The organism is Candidatus Sodalis pierantonius str. SOPE (assembly GCF_000517405.1).
GTDB classification, from domain to species: domain Bacteria; phylum Pseudomonadota; class Gammaproteobacteria; order Enterobacterales; family Enterobacteriaceae; genus Sodalis_C; species Sodalis_C pierantonii.
This window is the reverse complement of record NZ_CP006568.1, coordinates 1953750-1970335: the sequence shown is the minus strand read 5'-3', so window position 1 is coordinate 1970335 and position 16586 is coordinate 1953750. Positions and strand designations below refer to the sequence as shown.

The 16586-nt window shown below is 51.7% G+C and carries 9 protein-coding genes, 2 tRNA genes and 10 pseudogenes; 13 read left to right on the top strand and 8 right to left on the bottom strand.

Annotated elements, in window-relative coordinates; genetic code table 11:
* Positions 1-37 precede the first annotated feature (37 nt).
* Positions 38-1245 (top strand): annotated as a pseudogene (locus SOPEG_RS10145) (IS256 family transposase).
* A 323-nt stretch (positions 1246-1568) separates the two neighbouring features.
* Here SOPEG_RS10145 and SOPEG_RS10140 read toward each other — a convergent pair.
* Together SOPEG_RS10140 and mtfA are read right to left on the bottom strand one after the other, a co-directional pair.
* A tRNA-Asn gene (locus SOPEG_RS10140) sits at positions 1569-1645 on the bottom strand.
* 174 nt (positions 1646-1819) lie between these two features.
* The gene (mtfA, locus tag SOPEG_RS10135) at positions 1820-2581 is read right to left on the bottom strand and encodes a DgsA anti-repressor MtfA (protein ID WP_025245247.1); all 762 of its coding nucleotides are present in this window, start codon (positions 2579-2581) and stop codon (positions 1820-1822) included.
* Positions 2582-2607: 26 nt separating this feature from the next.
* Between mtfA and SOPEG_RS10130 the strand changes: the two genes are divergently transcribed.
* A complete protein-coding gene (locus SOPEG_RS10130; RefSeq protein WP_025245246.1) occupies positions 2608-3531 on the top strand; it encodes an IS5-like element ISSoEn1 family transposase in 924 nt (307 codons plus the stop codon).
* A gap of 254 nt (positions 3532-3785) precedes the next feature.
* Positions 3786-3875, top strand: a tRNA-Ser gene (locus tag SOPEG_RS10125).
* A 26-nt stretch (positions 3876-3901) separates the two neighbouring features.
* On the opposite strand, the pseudogene SOPEG_RS29460 reads toward SOPEG_RS10125, so the two are convergent.
* Positions 3902-4199: pseudogene (locus SOPEG_RS29460) on the bottom strand (site-specific integrase); the annotation flags it as partial.
* 59 nt (positions 4200-4258) lie between these two features.
* Positions 4259-5180 (bottom strand): annotated as a pseudogene (locus SOPEG_RS24555) (IS5 family transposase).
* A gap of 66 nt (positions 5181-5246) precedes the next feature.
* Between SOPEG_RS24555 and SOPEG_RS10110 the strand changes: the two are divergent.
* A pseudogene (locus SOPEG_RS10110) lies at positions 5247-5897 on the top strand (DEAD/DEAH box helicase); the annotation flags it as partial.
* Positions 5898-6078: 181 nt separating this feature from the next.
* Here the strand turns inward: SOPEG_RS10110 and SOPEG_RS29455 are convergent.
* Positions 6079-6168: pseudogene (locus SOPEG_RS29455) on the bottom strand (type II toxin-antitoxin system YafO family toxin); the annotation flags it as partial.
* A gap of 159 nt (positions 6169-6327) precedes the next feature.
* Between SOPEG_RS29455 and istA the strand changes: the two are divergent.
* Both istA and istB read left to right on the top strand, forming a co-directional pair.
* Positions 6328-7880 (top strand): annotated as a pseudogene (istA, locus tag SOPEG_RS10105) (IS21-like element ISSoEn3 family transposase).
* Positions 7881-7891: 11 nt separating this feature from the next.
* Positions 7892-8641, top strand: a complete 750-nt coding sequence (gene istB / locus SOPEG_RS10100; protein WP_025245236.1) for an IS21-like element ISSoEn3 family helper ATPase IstB — start codon at positions 7892-7894, stop codon at positions 8639-8641.
* A gap of 98 nt (positions 8642-8739) precedes the next feature.
* Here the strand turns inward: istB and SOPEG_RS10095 are convergent, their stop codons facing one another.
* On the bottom strand, positions 8740-9948 hold the full coding sequence (locus SOPEG_RS10095) for an IS256-like element ISSoEn2 family transposase (RefSeq protein ID WP_025245244.1): 1209 nt from the start codon (positions 9946-9948) through the stop codon (positions 8740-8742).
* A gap of 73 nt (positions 9949-10021) precedes the next feature.
* On the opposite strand from SOPEG_RS10095, the pseudogene SOPEG_RS30865 reads away from it, so the two are divergent.
* The 5 genes and pseudogenes from SOPEG_RS30865 to SOPEG_RS10080 all read left to right on the top strand — a co-directional run.
* Positions 10022-10102 (top strand): annotated as a pseudogene (locus tag SOPEG_RS30865) (surface-adhesin E family protein); the annotation flags it as partial.
* 515 nt (positions 10103-10617) lie between these two features.
* Positions 10618-11536: pseudogene (nac, locus tag SOPEG_RS10090) on the top strand (nitrogen assimilation transcriptional regulator NAC).
* Positions 11537-11558: 22 nt separating this feature from the next.
* Positions 11559-11801 carry a hypothetical protein gene (locus SOPEG_RS27375; protein WP_148297048.1) on the top strand — a complete coding sequence of 81 codons (243 nt, stop codon included), beginning with the start codon at positions 11559-11561 and terminating at the stop codon, positions 11799-11801.
* Positions 11802-11828: 27 nt separating this feature from the next.
* Entirely contained in the window at positions 11829-12032 is a 204-nt protein-coding gene (locus SOPEG_RS10085; RefSeq protein ID WP_081742974.1) for a sigma-S stabilization anti-adapter protein IraP, read from the top strand.
* 446 nt (positions 12033-12478) lie between these two features.
* Complete coding sequence (locus SOPEG_RS10080) at positions 12479-12769, top strand: hypothetical protein (protein ID WP_025245242.1); 291 nt, start codon at positions 12479-12481, stop codon at positions 12767-12769.
* A 48-nt stretch (positions 12770-12817) separates the two neighbouring features.
* Here the strand turns inward: SOPEG_RS10080 and SOPEG_RS10075 are convergent, their stop codons facing one another.
* Entirely contained in the window at positions 12818-14026 is a 1209-nt protein-coding gene (locus SOPEG_RS10075; RefSeq protein ID WP_025245241.1) for an IS256-like element ISSoEn2 family transposase, read from the bottom strand.
* A gap of 171 nt (positions 14027-14197) precedes the next feature.
* Between SOPEG_RS10075 and SOPEG_RS10070 the strand changes: the two are divergent.
* Positions 14198-15122 (top strand): annotated as a pseudogene (locus SOPEG_RS10070) (IS5-like element ISSoEn1 family transposase).
* A gap of 123 nt (positions 15123-15245) precedes the next feature.
* Positions 15246-15488: pseudogene (locus SOPEG_RS10060) on the top strand (transposase); the annotation flags it as partial.
* Positions 15489-15624: 136 nt separating this feature from the next.
* Here the strand turns inward: SOPEG_RS10060 and SOPEG_RS10055 are convergent.
* Complete coding sequence (locus SOPEG_RS10055) at positions 15625-16548, bottom strand: IS5 family transposase (RefSeq protein WP_025245239.1); 924 nt, start codon at positions 16546-16548, stop codon at positions 15625-15627.
* Positions 16549-16586 lie beyond the last annotated feature (38 nt).

The window sequence follows — 16586 nt, the reverse complement described above, 5'->3', positions numbered from 1 at the left end:
TGATATGTTCAATCCAACATCAAAAACAGGTTAATTTATGGACGAAAAACAGTTGCAGGCTCTGGCTAACGAACTGGCCAAAAATCTCAAAACCTCTGAAGATCATCAGTCACTTCGATCGGCTGCTGAAAAAAATCAGCGTCGAAGCAGCTCTCAATGCCGAAATGACCCATCACCTCGGCTACGATAAAAATCAGCCTAAACCGGGGACCAACGCCCGCAACGGCTATTCCACAAAAACCGTTACCACTGGCGATGGCCCGCTGGCGCGGCGTACTCCGCGCGATCGTGACGGTTCCTTTGAACCGCAACTGGTGAAGAAGAACCAGACCCGGATTACCGGGATGGATAACCAGATTTTATCGTTGTACGCCAAAGGGATGACCACCCGCGAGATCGCCGCCGCGTTCAAAGAGCTGTATGACGCCGATGTCTCGCCGACGCTGGTCTCAAAGGTCACCGATGCGGTCATGGAGCAGGTTGTCGAATGGCAAAACCGGCCTCTGGATGCAGTCTATCCCATTGTTTATCTTGACTGTATCGTTCTAAAAGTCCGGCAGGACAGCCGCATCATCAACAAATCTGTGTTCCTGGCGCAGGGCATCAACATCGAAGGCCAGAAAGAGTTGCTAGGTATGTGGCTGGCCGAAAATGAAGGCGCAAAGTTCTGGCTGAACGTGCTGACAGAGCTGAAAAACCGCGGCCTGAACGATATCCTTATCGCCTGCGTAGACGGGCTGAAAGGTTTCCCTGACGCTATTAACGCGGTGTATCCGGAGGCGCGGCTCCAGCTGTGTATCGTGCATATGGTGCGCAACAGCCTGCGGTTCGTCTCCTGGAAGGACTACAAGGCCGTCACCCACGACCTGAAAGCTATCTATCAGGCCCCTACGGAAGAAGCCGGCTTGCAGGCGCTGGAAGCGTTCTCCAGTGCCTGGGACATCCGTTACCCGCAAATAAGTCGAAGCTGGCAGGCAAACTGGGCCAATCTGGCCACGTTCTTTGCCTACCCAACGGACATCCGCAAGGATCTACACGACCAACGCCATCGAGTCGTTAAACAGCGTGATCCGGCATGCCATCAAAAAGCGCAAGGTGTTCCCGACCGACGACGCAGTGAAAAAGGTGGTGTGGCTGGCGATACAGGCGGCCTCACAGAAATGGACAATGCCTTTGAGGGACTGGCGCATGGCAATGAGCCGCTTTATTATCGAGTTCGGTGACCGCCTGGATGGTCACTTCTGAGAAAAGGTATTTACACAGAATCCGGTACGGGCTCTGGTATTTGAAGACCTCTTTGGCAACCGCTGGGATCTCTACCAGAACAAACAAAGTTAACATTCTTGCCGGCTGCGTCTTCAATGCGTAGCCGCGACATTAGAGCGGGAGACGCCATCCCTTTCAACGCTTTATAGCCTATAGCGCGTACACTCTAGAGTGACATTCATGCGTCAACGCCAACTGCATCAGTTGTTGCTACATCCGCTTTTCGCTGTTTACCGAGGGTCAGATACCGGCGAAAGCAAAAAGCCCGCTTCAGTTCCCTGAAGCGGGCTTTTCAAGAATCTTGGCTCCTCTGACTGGACTCGAACCAGTGACATACGGATTAACAGTCCGTCGTTCTACACGACTGAACTACAGAGGAATCGCGAGAAAGGGGCGAATCATAGCGGGACACCGAAGGGGTGTCAACGGATAACCGAATGAAATCGCGCAATTGCGCAAGGCTTAGCCGAATTGGTGATTTTCAGCGCCAGATTGAGGCAAGAGGCGCTGTTGAGACCTAGCCATCGCGCCCACATCACGGGCTTGCGCTGGCTTAATCCGGCGCCTGGGTCAGGCTGCGCGCATCCTGCCTGCGACCGGCGCGCAAGGCTGTGAGCCTTGAAAGCGGGTCCTGACGGTAAAAGCGGACGAAATAGCCGTAAAGATCGCCGAATCGCTCCGCCAGCAGTTCGGGAGAGCTGAAAAAGTATTCCGACAATACGGCAAAGCACTCCGCAGGGTCGCTTGCAGCATAGGCATCCATGCTGGCCGCGTCTTCCCCAACCAGCTCAACCTCATCCTGTAGGTCCGCCATGGCGCCATGGAGCAGCTGTTCCCAGCGGGCGATCTCCCGTAACGGGATAAGTGGCACGCCATTGACGACGCCCGCGTTACGTAAATCGAGTTTGTGAGCGGTTTCATGGATAACCAAATTGAAACCCGACAAATCAAAGGAATCCTGAATTTCGAGCCAGTTGAGGACCACCGGGCCTTGATCCCAGCTTTGCCGGGAATGAACCACCTCGCCCTGGTGTACCAGGCCAAAATCATCCTGCCAGCTATCGGCCACCACGAAGGGCGCCGGGTAGATCAATACTTCATGGAAGCCGTCTAACCATTCCAGCCCCAACTCAAGCACCGGTAAGGAAAATAACAGCGCAATGCGCGCCCGCTGCTGGGCATGCAATTCCAGTGTCTGCAAGGGAACGAGTTTCTTTTGCCGCAGAAATTTCTTTGCCAGCGCCACCAGTTTTTGCTGCTCATTGAGGCTTTGTTGAATAAATCGAACTTTTAGGTGACTGGCGGCTCTGATCACTACATTCGTTTCAACATCAGGTCCCCATGGCAAAGCAAAAGTTTAAAATCACCAACTGGCCCGCATACAACAATGCGCTTAGGCAGCGGGGGGACCTGACAGTATGGCTTGATGAGTCAGCCATTGCTGCATGGACTGAGAGTACACCACCTGAACATCGTGGCCGGCCGCTTCACTACACCGATATGGCCATTACCACGGTTCTGATGATAAAGCGCGTGTTTAATCTTTCGCTCCGGGCGTTACAGGGTTTCGTTGACGCGATTTTGAAACTGATGGGGCTGTCGCTGCGCTGCCCAGATTACTCTCTGGTCAGCCGGCGAGCAAAAACCGTCGACATCAGCATAAAAACGCCAACCCGCGGCGAAATCTCACACCTGGTCATCGATGGCACCGGCCTGAAAATCTTCGGCGAAGGCGAATGGAAAGTCAGGCAGCATGGGGCTGAGAGGCGCAGAGTATGGCGCAAGCTTCATCTGGCAGTAGATAGCGCGACACATGAAATTATCTGTGCCGATTTATCGCTAAGCGGTACGACAGATGCGCAGGCGCTGCCCGGGCTGATTAACCAAACCCACCGGAAAATCAGGGAAGCGTCGGCTGACAGTGCTTACGATACGCGTTACTGTCATGATGCTCTGCTGAGGAAAAAAATAAAGCCGCTTATCCCACCGCGAAGTGGTGCGCAATATTGGCCAGCTCGATACCATGAGCGTAACCATGCGGTGGCAAATCAGCATCTGAGCGGCAATAACGATACCTGGAAAAAGAAAGTAGGTCATCACCGGCGTTCACTGGCTGAAACGGCCATGTTCCGGTTTAAAACACTTCTGGGTGGTCATCTGAGTCTGCATGACTATGACGCGCAGGTAGGTGAGGCTATGGCAATGGCCAAAGCGCTTAACCGGATCACGCTGTTAGGAATGCCAAACAGCGTCCGCATCATGTAACAATCGCCCTGATAGGGAGGAAGTCGTCACAAATTTCGGATTTATTCAACAAAGCGGCTCATTGACCGAGAGCGGGCTAAATAGCGGGATTGATACCGCCCGATCCCAGTTCGTTTCATCTGAGCTGGCGGGATGCGTGCTTTGCCATGGCCATTTGATCATCATGTTGCTCGATAAGTCGTCACTTGAATCGTGAGGGCGGATTAATACTGTTAAAATGCCGCAAAACAGGGCATGATAGCAACCGCAAAAAAGGAGAGATGCCGGAGCGGCTGAACGGGACGGTCTCGAAAACCATTAAGGGAGCAATCCCTTCCAGGGTTCAAATCCCTGTCTCTCCGCCACTTTTCAATGAGTTACAGCGTTTCTTTTATGTTACTAAAAACGCTGTTAGCGTTGAGTTAGCGTATTTTCGACTTATCGCTTACCAAAGGGCGGTCGAGAGATGGGGTTACGCTTACCTTTTTGTCATAGACTAGAACCTGTGATTCCGTCTTATGACCGCTGAAAAGTTGTTTATCTTTCGTCGAGCCCTGATAATCTGAGATGCCCTTAGCTTTTAAGTCATGAAAAGTAAAGTCGAGGCTTTTCTCCAACCTCTTACCAGCCTCATTCCGTGCTTTTGTCCATAAATCATTAAAGCCGTTGTAGCTATATTTCTCACCAAAAGACGCTTTGTTGAATAAATCCGAAATTTGTGACGACTTCCTTCCTATCAGGGCGATTGTTACATGATGCGGACGCTGTTTGGCATTCCTAACAGTGTGATCCGGTTAAGTGCTTTAACCATTGCCATTGCCTCACCTACCTGCGCGTCATAGTCATGCAGACTCAGATGACCACCCAGAAGTATTTTAAACCGGAACATGGCCGTTTCAGCCAGTGAACGCCGGTGATAACCTACTTTCTTTTTCCAGGTATCGTTATTGCCGCTCAGATGCTGATTTGCCACCGCATGGTTACGCTCATGGTATCGAGCTGGCCAATATTGCGCACCACTTCGCGGTGGGATAAGCGGCTTTATTTTTTTCCTCAGCAGAGCATCATGACAGTAACGCGTATCGTAAGCACTGTCAGCCGACGCTTCCCTGATTTTTCGGTGGGTTTGGTATCAGCCCGGGCAGCGTCTGCGCATCTGTCGTACCGCTTAGCGATAAATCGGCACAGATAATTTCATGTGTCACGCTATCTACTGCCAGATGAAGCTTGCGCCATACTCTGCGCCTCTCAGCCCCATGCTGCCTGACTTTCCATTCGCCTTCGCCGAAGACTTTCAGGCCGGTGCCATCGATGACCAGGTGTGAGATTTCGCCGCGGGTTGGCGTTTTTATGCTGATGTCGACGGTTTTTGCTCGCCGGCTGACCAGAGAGTAATCTGGGCAACGCAGCGACAGCCCCATCAGTTTAAAAATTGAGTCAACGAAACCCTGTAACGCCCGGAGCGAAAGGTTAAACACGCGCTTTATTATCAGAACCGTGGTAATGGCCATATCGGTGTAGTGAAGCGGCCGGCCACGATGTTCAGGTGGTGTACTCTCAGTCCATGCAACAATGGCTGACTCATCAAGCCATACTGTCAGGTCCCCCCGCTGCCTGAGCGCATTGTTGTATGCGGGCCAGTTGGTAATTTTAAACTTTTGCTTTGCCATGGGGACCTGATGTTGAAACGAATGTAGTGATCAGAGCCGCCAGTCACCTAAAAGTTCGATTTATTCAACAAAGCCCGCCAGCACTGGAAGCAGTACAGAACGCTGCTGCTGTCCGCGCCGGTTGGGTTCGGTAAGACAGCAATATCGGCATTCATCGCCGACGGTTTTGTCAGTCGCGGCATGCGTGTAATGTTTGTCGCCCCGTTCACAGTGCTGCTTGACCAAACAGCGACGCGCTTTGTTGAGTACGGCCTGCCTGCCGATGAAATCAGCTATGTGTGGCGTGAGCATCCATTGCATGATCCGGATAAACTGATCCAGATTGCCAGTGCCGACACGCTGATACGCCGACAGTTCCCGGACAATATTGATTTGCTGATTGTTGACGAAGCCCATATGCGCCGCAAAAAATTGCTGGAAATCATCCGGGATACTGATATTAGGGTGGTGGGGCTATCGGGTACGCCGTTCGCATCATGGATGGGAAAGTGCTACGAGAAGCTCATTAAGCCTACCACAATGCGCGAACTGATAAGCCTCGGGGATTTAAGCCCGTATGAGTTCTACGCACCTGATCGGCCCGATGTGAGCAGCGTCAAAACATCCAATCTGGCTGCCTATGGGCAGGACTACAACGAGGAGCAACTGGTGGTCATCATGGAGGACGCCACGTTGGTTGGCAACATTGTACGCAACTGGCTGGAAAACGGCGAAGACAGGGGACGTGAAGAAATCATGAAGTTAACCTACTGGAATAAAAGGATTTATTCTAATTGTCGTCTACATATTGACTACGCTTCGACATAAAGCCCCGCGTCTACGACACGGGGCTTTTCTTTGCACGTAAAATAGCAAGATCTGAGATTGGTCGGAAAGGTGCGTGCCAGCAGCGGTGGGTTTACTCATTCTGGAATTGTTCTGCTCGACGTTCTAACTCAACTAGAAAGGATGTCTTGGCCAGTTCGTGGGCGTTAGGAGTCATAATGCTGGTTCCGGTCACATCCGATCACTGATTCCGATTTCACCCGATCACTAATTCTGATTTCATCCGATCACTGATTCCGGTCGCCCGATCAGCGATTCCGATTCTGTCCGATCGCTCATCTTCTGTTCCGCCATACTCTGGAGACTTTTAGCTTTCGGGGGCATGGCACGTAAAAAGAAGAAAGCGAGAACGGAAATGTGCATCTATATTAATGTCTTACGTATGAAATTCGAGCAGCGTCGCTCGAATCGCACTATCGCAGCAGCGCTCGACATAGGCTGTACTACCGTGCACGATATCCTCGGCCGATTCACGATAGCTAACCTGGTCTGGCCATTGCCGGCGGAACTGTCCCCCCGTCGACCTCGACCGCCTGCTCTATCCCGACAAATCCGGAAAAGTTATCAATACCTTACCCAGCTGGCTTGATATCGATACCGAGTTAAGCCGCAAGGGCATGACCAAGCAGCTGCTCTGGATGGAATATCAGTCCGCCGTGGGCGGTGATGCCCTCGGTTACTCACAGTTTTGTGCACTGTTCCGTGACTGGAAAAAGAAGCAGCGGCGTTCCATGCGCATGGAGCACAAGGCTGGCGAAAAGCTCTTCATCGACTTCTGTGGCCCCACCGTACCTATCGTCAACCCTGCGACCGGTAGCGTACGCCAGGTCGCTATCTTCGTCGCTGCCATGGGCGTGTCAGGCTATGCGTATATCGAAGCCTGCGAAGGCCAGGACATGGCATCGTGGCTCAACGCCAATAGCCGCTGCCTGCACTTCATGGGTGGGGTTCCGGAGCTGATGATACCTGATAATCTGCGCAGCGCTGTCAGCACCCCTGACCGCTATGAGCCGGTCATAAACCAGAGCTACCAGGCGCTGGCAAATCACTATGAGACAGTGGTGCTACCGGCGCGCCCGAGAAAACCGAAAGACAAGGCGAAGGCAGAATCAACTGTGCAGCTGGTAGAACGCTGGGTTTTGGCCCGGTTGCGTAAACGTAGGTTCTACTCGCTGGCCGAACTCAACCAGGTGATACGAGAACTCAATCATGAGTTGAATTTGCGCCCGATGCGTCATTACGGCGGACAAAGTCGCCTTGAACGCTTCGAGCAGCTGGACAAACCGGCTCTTGGGCCTCTACCGCCCACACAATGGGAATACAGTGAGTATCTCGTTGCCCGAGTGGGACCTGATTACCACATAGACTACGGCAAAAACTGGTACTCGGTGCCGCATCCGCTGGTTGGCGAGCGCGTTGACGTCATCGCCACCCAACGGCTGGTGCAAATCCACCATAAGGGCGTCTGCGTGGCTACGCACCCTCGCAGCGATAACGCCTATAGGCACACGACTCAGGCGGCGCACATGCCGGCTAACCATAAGGGGCAGAGTCAGTGGACGCCGGAAAGGCTGTGCAGTTGGGCGCTGTCGGTGGGTGTGTGCACATTGAAAGTGGTCGAGTCCATCCAAAAGAGCAAAGCCCATCCGGAGCAGGCTTACCGCTCCGTGCTGGGGCTACTCAATCTGCAACGGCGCTATGAGACGACGCGACTGGAGAAGGCCCTGCGCGCTGGCGTTGGAGAAAGGGTGCATTAACCGCTCTTTCATAGCCAACGTATTAAAACACGGTCGTGAAAGTGAGGTCACCCAGGACGGAGCCGGCGTATCAATGCTGGTTCACGAAAACCTCCGAGGTCCGGACAGTTATCACTAAGGAGAATAAATATGGATATACTGTTAATGGCTCTGCGAGAGCTGAAGTTGTCGGCAATGGTCCAGGCGTTGGAGACGCAACGCGAACTCCCGGGGAGTTATGGGGAGCTGGGGTTCGAGGAGCGGTTGTCGCTGATGGTAGAAGCGGAAAATTTGCATAGAAAAAACAACCAAATATGCCGTCTGCGACGGCAATCGCAAATGCGCTTGCAGGCAAAACCGGAAGATATCCGCTATATCCCTAGCCGAGGAGTGACACCGGAACAGATGCGAGATCTGCTAGGGGGACAATATCTGAAATATCAGAAAAGCATACTCATCACGGGGCCAACAGGTACGGGCAAAACCTGGCTCAGTTGTGCGCTTGGTGAGCAGGCATGCCGGCAGCAATATAGCGTGCGTTACTGGCGAGTGGGTCGGTTGCTGGTCCATTTTCACCAGTGTCAGGTAGACGGAACCTATCTAAAACAGCTTAAGCAGTTAGAAAAAATAGAGTTACTGATCTTGGACGACGTGGGCCTAGAATCAATAAGTCCGATGCAGGCAACGATGCTGTTGGAGGTGATGGAAGATCGCTACGACAAAAGCAGCAGCATCCTGATCAGTCAACTGCCGGTGAAAAAATGGTATGGACTGATAGAAAACCCCACGACAGCTAACGCGTTACTCGATCGGTTAGTACACCCCAGCTATAGACTGGAACTTAAAGGCGAATCACTACGCAAAGAGCAAGGAGTAGCCAGCACAGGAAAAATAGACTAAACCCGAGTCAGAAGATGAGCGAACACGTGAACGAATATCACTGGAATGGGTGATCGGAAAATATGACCCTGTACACGATTCTGTGTAAATGCATTTTCTCAGAAGTGACCGTCCAGGCGGTCACCGAACTCGATAATAAAGCGGCTCATTGCCATGCGCCAGTCCCTCAAAGGCATTGTCCATTTCTGTGAGGCCGCCTGTATCGCCAGCCACACCACCTTTTTCACTGCGTCGTCGGTCGGGAACACCTTGCGCTTTTTGATGGCATGCCGGATCACGCTGTTTAACGACTCGATGGCGTTGGTCGTGTAGATCACCTTGCGGATGTCCGTTGGGTAGGCAAAGAACGTGGCCAGATTGGCCCAGTTTGCCTGCCAGCTTCGACTTATTTGCGGGTAGCGGATGTCCCAGGCACTGGAGAACGCTTCCAGCGCCTGCAAGCCGGCTTCTTCCGTAGGGGCCTGATAGATAGCTTTCAGGTCGCGGGTGACGGCCTTGTAGTCCTTCCAGGAGACGAACCGCAGGCTGTTGCGCACCATATGTACGATACACAGCTGGAGCCGCGCCTCCGGATACACCGCGTTAATAGCGTCAGGGAAACCTTTCAGCCCGTCTACGCAGGCGATAAGGATATCGTTCAGGCCGCGGTTTTTCAGCTCTGTCAGCACGTTCAGCCAGAACTTTGCGCCTTCATTTTCGGCCAGCCACATACCTAGCAACTCTTTCTGGCCTTCGATGTTGATGCCCAGCGCCAGGAACACAGATTTGTTGATGATGCGGCTGTCCTGCCGGACTTTTAGAACGATACAGTCAAGATAAACAATGGGATAGACTGCATCCAGAGGCCGGTTTTGCCATTCGACAACCTGCTCCATGACCGCATCGGTGACCTTTGAGACCAGCGCCGGCGAGACATCGGCGTCATACAGCTCTTTGAACACGGCGGCGATCTCGCGGGTGGTCATCCCTTTGGCGTACAACGATAAAATCTGGTTATCCATCCCGGTAATCCGGGTCTGGTTCTTCTTCACCAGTTGCGGTTCAAAGGAACCGTCACGATCGCGCGGAGTACGCAGCGCCAGCGGGCCATCGCCAGTGGTAACGGTTTTTGTGGAATAGCCGTTGCGGGCGTTGGTCCCCGGTTTAGGCTGATTTTTATCGTAGCCGAGGTGATGGGTCATTTCGGCATTGAGAGCTGCTTCGACGCTAATTTTTTTCAGCAGCCGATCGAAGTGACTGAGATCTTCAGGGGTTTTGAGATTTTTGGCCAGTTCGTTAGCCAGAGCCTGCAACTGTTTTTCGTCCATAAATTAACCTGTTTTTGATGTTGGATTGAACATATCAAAATCAGGCAAATACACAAATTTCTAAACAGGCTCGGTAGGTGAGGCTATGGCAATGGTCAAAGCGCTTAACCGGATCACGCTGTTAGGAATGCCAAACAGCGTCCGCATCATGTAACAATCGCCCTGATAGGGAGGAAGTCGTCACAAATTTCGGATTTATTCAACAAAGCGTCTTATCAGTAGAGTCATTGTCTACCTATTCGATATATTCCGTAGTCATCTGGTAAAGAATGTTTTTCATAAGATAATTTTTAGATTTCTTTTCATCGCCAAAATATTACAGGTGTTGATGACCCGATGCCGGCGGTATCAGCCACTCCTCCCAACCCCGGCGGTTTAGCTTGCGGGGGCCTAGCCTTATGTCCTTGCAAGGTGAAGACGACGGTTTAGCCATTTTCAATCGTCCCCATAGGGTCAACTTATGCCTTGTTATGGTGCATCCCCTTGTCTCAACCGGGATCGGCAGCACCACTTACGCGACCAGGTAAAAAGTCCTAATCAGCCATAACTTATTCTTATTTAACTATTTACTCTGCATTCCGAGGTAATTTTCAGAGCCGATGCGCGGATTGGTCTGCTATTTGCGTTAGTCAACCCATTGATTCTGGCACAGCTGCGACGGAGGCAGAAATGAATTTAAGACGACTCAAGTACTTTGTAAAAATCGTCGATATCGGTAGCCTGACACAGGCGGCGGAAGTTCTGCATATAGCGTAACCGGCATTAAGTCAGCAGGTTGCCACTCTGGAGAGCGAGCTTGATCAGAAACTACTGGTGCGCACCAAACGCGGTGTGACGCCCACCGAAGCGGGGAAAGTCCTCTATTCGCATGCCCGTGCCATCCTGCAGCAATGTGAACTGGCGCAAAGGGCGGTCGGCAATCTCGGGCAGATCGTGAGCGGCCAGGTATCCATCGGTTTGGCACCGGGCACCTCCTCCAGCCCTCTTATCCGGCCATTATTACAGGCAGTGCGCGATCAATATCCACAGATGACTGTCTACCTGCATGAAAACAGTTCTGCCGCATTAAATGAAAAAGTCAGCCGCGGTCAGTTGGACATGGCCGTACATTATGATCCGGCGGTATTTAGCGGCGTCAACAGTGTACCTTTGCTGAAAGAAGATCTTTTTCTGGTGGGAACTCATGACAATCCAGGCGGAAGTATAGAGCTGAGCGATGTGGCGATACGCGAGCTTTTCCTGCCGCGAGATTTTTCCGCCATTCGCAAAAGGGTGGATGAAGCCTTTTCCCTGCGCCGATTAAGCGCCAAGATCATTGGGGAAATAGACTCCATTGCGACACTGACGGCGGCGGCGGCCAGCGGTATGGGCAACGCGGTGTTGCCGGAATCGACCGCCGCGACGGTGGTCAGCACGACGAATGCCTGGATGGCGCGTATCATCAAGCCCCGGCATGCCGTTGCCGCTGACGCTCACCACGTCGTCCCGTTTGCCGCTTTCTCCCGCCGCCTCGGCGGTGAAAACCCTCATGACGACTATGGCTGCGCAGCCGGCGTTGGAGAAACAGGCGCTACTGCTGGCCAGTTGAACATTATCCTGACACGAGTAATGTGCAGAAAAAAGAAGGCTTCCTGGCGGAAGCTTTTTTTTATTGTCTAACTTTCATTGAGTTAGATAGAACAGGCTTGTATTCAATGCTTAATATTATCTTGGTATTAAATAATGATATAAATTATTATATGCTCTGCAAAAGGGCTGTATGGCTGAGTTTTCGCCCGTCAGGGCAAATCCGTTACTTTACCTTTCCAGGTGCCACAATGAACAGCTTACTTTCACAATTACTGATCCGTTAGGCTCAAAAATAGGCTGCGGAGAAGGAACTGCTCGCGCTGGTGCAATCCCTTGAAATCCTGGTCGCAGCATTAATATCATCCCTCTCCCCTGACAAACTGAACGAACTGGTCGGCTCGATAGATATGGCCATGAAGAATCTGCCGCGCAATCTTGAAGCCGGGCACAACGCGGATATTGATTTACTCAATAATAATATTACGCGAATCACGGCGGTAGCTCGCCGGCACTAGTCTATGAAGGCCCCGGTCGGGCATTCTCCCGCCGGCTAAGGGGCATTCACAACAGAGCAGAGCCGATAAATTTTACCCAAAGATGTGCTAAGTCAATTTGATAATGCTACACAGATCATACCTAGTAGATTAATTACTCATGACATTTATTTGCGTTGTGTCAATTATTTTGTCGTTCGCCGAGCGCTAAAGTTAGCGACGCGGCAACGCTATAATGTTAATCAGTTTTTCCACTGTTTGAAGCCCGCGCTACCCTGCATTCTGCTATAATACTTCATAGCCTGCCTACGCCTTCGTATTTCTGTCTGAAATAGTGCCTTTTTGTAGTTGAAAGTAATTAATTGCGCATTTATGCGAGCAATCCTGGCACCAATGAATATACTTGTTCCGAGCATAATATTTTGGTCATCAAGACCGTGTGGTTTTTCATTAGCAGGTTAATAATCATGAAAACACTAGGGTTAATTCTTGAGACAATTCTCGAAGAGATCTGCACGGGGAAAAAGGTGTTTACTCCCGAGGCGGGCACTCAAGAAGCAATGGAAAAATTCCAGCAGATCGCTAAGGCGATAAGTTTTGCGGACAGTGAAGAGCTGGTGGAACAGTGCCAGTTTGGCATTGAGAATTTTTCAGAACGATTGACGTTCTCCAAGGTGATGGTTACCGGTGGCGTAACTGAAAAAGGGCAAGAATTTTTACGAAAGCGCTTTGCCAGCCGTCAGCAAAAAGTCGGGTAAGGGTTAACGCTCAGGACCCTGTACACGATTCTGTGTAAATGCCTTTTCTCAGAAGTGACCGTCCAGGCGGTCACCGAACTCGATAATAAAGCGGCTCATTGCCATGCGCCAGTCCCTCAAAGGCATTGTCCATTTCTGTGAGGCCGCCTGTATCGCCAGCCACACCACCTTTTTCACTGCGTCGTCGGTCGGGAACACCTTGCGCTTTTTGATGGCATGCCGGATCACGCTGTTTAACGACTCGATGGCGTTGGTCGTGTAGATCACCTTGCGGATGTCCGTTGGGTAGGCAAAGAACGTGGCCAGATTGGCCCAGTTTGCCTGCCAGCTTCGACTTATTTGCAGGTAGCGGATGTCCCAGGCACTGGAGAACGCTTCCAGCGCCTGCAAGCCGGCTTCTTCCGTAGGGGCCTGATAGATAGCTTTCAGGTCGCGGGTGACGGCCTTGTAGTCCTTCCAGGAGACGAACCGCAGGCTGTTGCGCACCATATGTACGATACACAGCTGGAGCCGCGCCTCCGGATACACCGCGTTAATAGCGTCAGGGAAACCTTTCAGCCCGTCTACGCAGGCGATAAAGATATCGTTCAGGCCGCAGTTTTTCAGCTCTGTCAGCACGTTCAGCCAGAACTTTGCGCCTTCATTTTCGGCCAGCCACATACCTAGCAACTCTTTCTGGCCTTCGATGTTGATGCCCAGCGCCAGGAACACAGATTTGTTGATGATGCGGCTGTCCTGCCGGACTTTTAGAACGATACAGTCAAGATAAACAATGGGATAGACTGCATCCAGAGGCCGGTTTTGCCATTCGACAACCTGCTCCATGACCGCATCGGTGACCTTTGAGACCAGCGCCGGCGAGACATCGGCGTCATACAGCTCTTTGAACGCGGCGGCGATCTCGCGGGTGGTCATCCCTTTGGCGTACAACGATAAAATCTGGTTATCCATCCCGGTAATCCGGGTCTGGTTCTTCTTCACCAGTTGCGGTTCAAAGGAACCGTCACGATCGCGCGGAGTACGCAGCGCCAGCGGGCCATCGCCAGTGGTAACGGTTTTTGTGGAATAGCCGTTGCGGGCGTTGGTCCCCGGTTTAGGCTGATTTTTATCGTAGCCGAGGTGATGGGTCATTTCGGCATTGAGAGCTGCTTCGACGCTAATTTTTTTCAGCAGCCGATCGAAGTGACTGAGATCTTCAGGGGTTTTGAGATTTTTGGCCAGTTCGTTAGCCAGAGCCTGCAACTGTTTTTCGTCCATAAATTAACCTGTTTTTGATGTTGGATTGAACATATCAAAATCAGGCAAATACACAAATTTCTAAACAGGCTTCTGTAGTAGTCTCTGGTAATGGTTGGCTTTGTTGAATAAATCGAACTTTTAGGTGACTGGCGGCTCTGATCACTACATTCGTTTCAACATCAGGTCCCCATGGCAAAGCAAAAGTTTAAAATCACCAACTGGCCCGCATACAACAATGCGCTCAGGCAGCGGGGGGACATGACAGTATGGCTTGATGAGTCAGCCATTGCTGCATGGACTGAGAGTACACCACCTGAACATCGTGGCCGGCCGCTTCACTACACCGATATGGCCATTACCACGGTTCTGATGATAAAGCGCGTGTTTAACCTTTCGCTCCGGGCGTTACAGGGTTTCGTTGACGCGATTTTTAAACTGATGGGGCTGTCGCTGCGCTGCCCAGATTACTCTCTGGTCAGCCGGCGAGCAAAAACCGTCGACATCAGCATAAAAACGCCAACCCGCGGCGAAATCTCACACCTGGTCATCGATGGCACCGGCCTGAAAATCTTCGGCGAAGGCGAATGGAAAGTCAGGCAGCATGGGGCTGAGAGGCGCAGAGTATGGCGCAAGCTTCATCTGGCAGTAGATAGCGCGACACATGAAATTATCTGTGCCGATTTATCGCTAAGCGGTACGACAGATGCGCAGGCGCTGCCCGGGCTGATTAACCAAACCCACCGGAAAATCAGGGAAGCGTCGGCTGACAGTGCTTACGATACGCGTTACTGTCATGATGCTCTGCTGAGGAAAAAAATAAAGCCGCTTATCCCACCGCGAAGTGGTGCGCAATATTGGCCAGCTCGATACCATGAGCGTAACCATGCGGTGGCAAATCAGCATCTGAGCGGCAATAACGATACCTGGAAAAAAGAAAGTAGGTTATCACCGGCGTTCACTGGCTGAAACGGCCATGTTCCGCTTTAAAACACTTCTGGGTGGTCATCTGAGTCTGCATGACTATGACGCGCAGGTAGGTGAGGCTATGGCAATGGTCAAAGCGCTTAACCGGATCACGCTGTTAGGAATGCCAAACAGCGTCCGCATCATGTAACAATCGCCCTGATAGGGAGGAAGTCGTCACAAATTTCGGATTTATTCAACAAAGCGGTAATGGTTGGGTCAAACTGACCCTTTGTGCTGGGTCAAATTGACCTAATGCATCGTTCAGCGGCTGGCTTATTTTGACAACATCCGCAAGGTGATCTACACGACCAACGCCATCGAGTCGTTAAACAGCGTGATCCGGCATGCCATCAAAAAGCGCAAGGTGTTCCCGACCGACGACGCAGTGAAAAAGGTGGTGTGGCTGGCGATACAGGCGGCCTCACAGAAATGGACAATGCCTTTGAGGGACTGGCGCATGGCAATGAGCCGCTTTATTATCGAGTTCGGTGACCGCCTGGACGGTCACTTCTGAGAAAAGGCATTTACACAGAATCGTGTACAGGGTCGATATAATCCTTTCCGGCGACACCTACGACGATTGGGGCTATACGTCGCTTTGTTGAATAAATCCGAAATTTGTGACGACTTCCTTCCTATCAGGGCGATTGTTACATGATGCGGACGCTGTTTGGCATTCCTAACAGTGTGATCCGGTTAAGTGCTTTAACCATTGCCATTGCCTCACCTACCTGCGCGTCATAGTCATGCAGACTCAGATGACCACCCAGAAGTGTTTTAAACCGGAACATGGCCGTTTCAGCCAGTGAACGCCGGTGATAACCTACTTTCTTTTTCCAGGTATCGTTATTGCCGCTCAGATGCTGATTTGCCACCGCATGGTTACGCTCATAGTATCGAGCTGGCCAATATTGCGCACCACTTCGCGGTGGGATAAGCGGCTTTATTTTTTTCCTCAGCAGAGCATCATGACAGTAACGCGTATCGTAAGCACTGTCAGCCGACGCTTCCCTGATTTTCCGGTGGGTTTGGTTAATCAGCCCGGGCAGCGCCTGCGCATCTGTCGTACCGCTTAGCGATAAATCGGCACAGATAATTTCATGTGTCACGCTATCTACTGCCAGATGAAGCTTGCGCCATACTCTGCGCCTCTCAGCCCCATGCTGCCTGACTTTCCATTCGCCTTCGCCGAAGACTTTCAGGCCGGTGCCATCGATGACCAGGTGTGAGATTTCGCCGCGGGTTGGCGTTTTTATGCTGATGTCGACGGTTTTTGCTCGCCGGCTGACCAGAGAGTAATCTGGGCAGCGCAGCGACAGCCCCATCAGTTTAAAAATTGAGTCAACGAAACCCTGTAACGCCCGGAGCGAAAGGTTAAACACGCGCTTTATTATCAGAACCGTGGTAATGGCCATATCGGTGTAGTGAAGCGGCCGGCCACGATGTTCAGGTGGTGTACTCTCAGTCCATGCAACAATGGCTGACTCATCAAGCCATACTGTCAGGTCCCCCCGCTGCCTGAGCGCATTGTTGTATGCGGGCCAGTTGGTAATTTTAAACTTTTGCTTTGCCATGGGGACCTGATGTTGAAACGAATGTAGTGATCAGAGCC

Bases quoted from the DNA above. Each gene is read 5' to 3' on its own strand.
- istB (WP_025245236.1), top strand. From the start codon at position 7,892: ATGGATATACTGTTAATGGCTCTGCGAGAGCTGAAGTTGTCGGCAATG.
- SOPEG_RS10130 (WP_025245246.1), top strand. From the start codon at position 2,608: ATGGCAAAGCAAAAGTTTAAAATCACCAACTGGCCCGCATACAACAAT.
- SOPEG_RS10095 (WP_025245244.1), bottom strand. From the start codon at position 9,948: ATGGACGAAAAACAGTTGCAGGCTCTGGCTAACGAACTGGCCAAAAAT.
- SOPEG_RS10080 (WP_025245242.1), top strand. From the start codon at position 12,479: ATGAAAACACTAGGGTTAATTCTTGAGACAATTCTCGAAGAGATCTGC.
- SOPEG_RS10055 (WP_025245239.1), bottom strand. From the start codon at position 16,548: ATGGCAAAGCAAAAGTTTAAAATTACCAACTGGCCCGCATACAACAAT.
- SOPEG_RS10075 (WP_025245241.1), bottom strand. From the start codon at position 14,026: ATGGACGAAAAACAGTTGCAGGCTCTGGCTAACGAACTGGCCAAAAAT.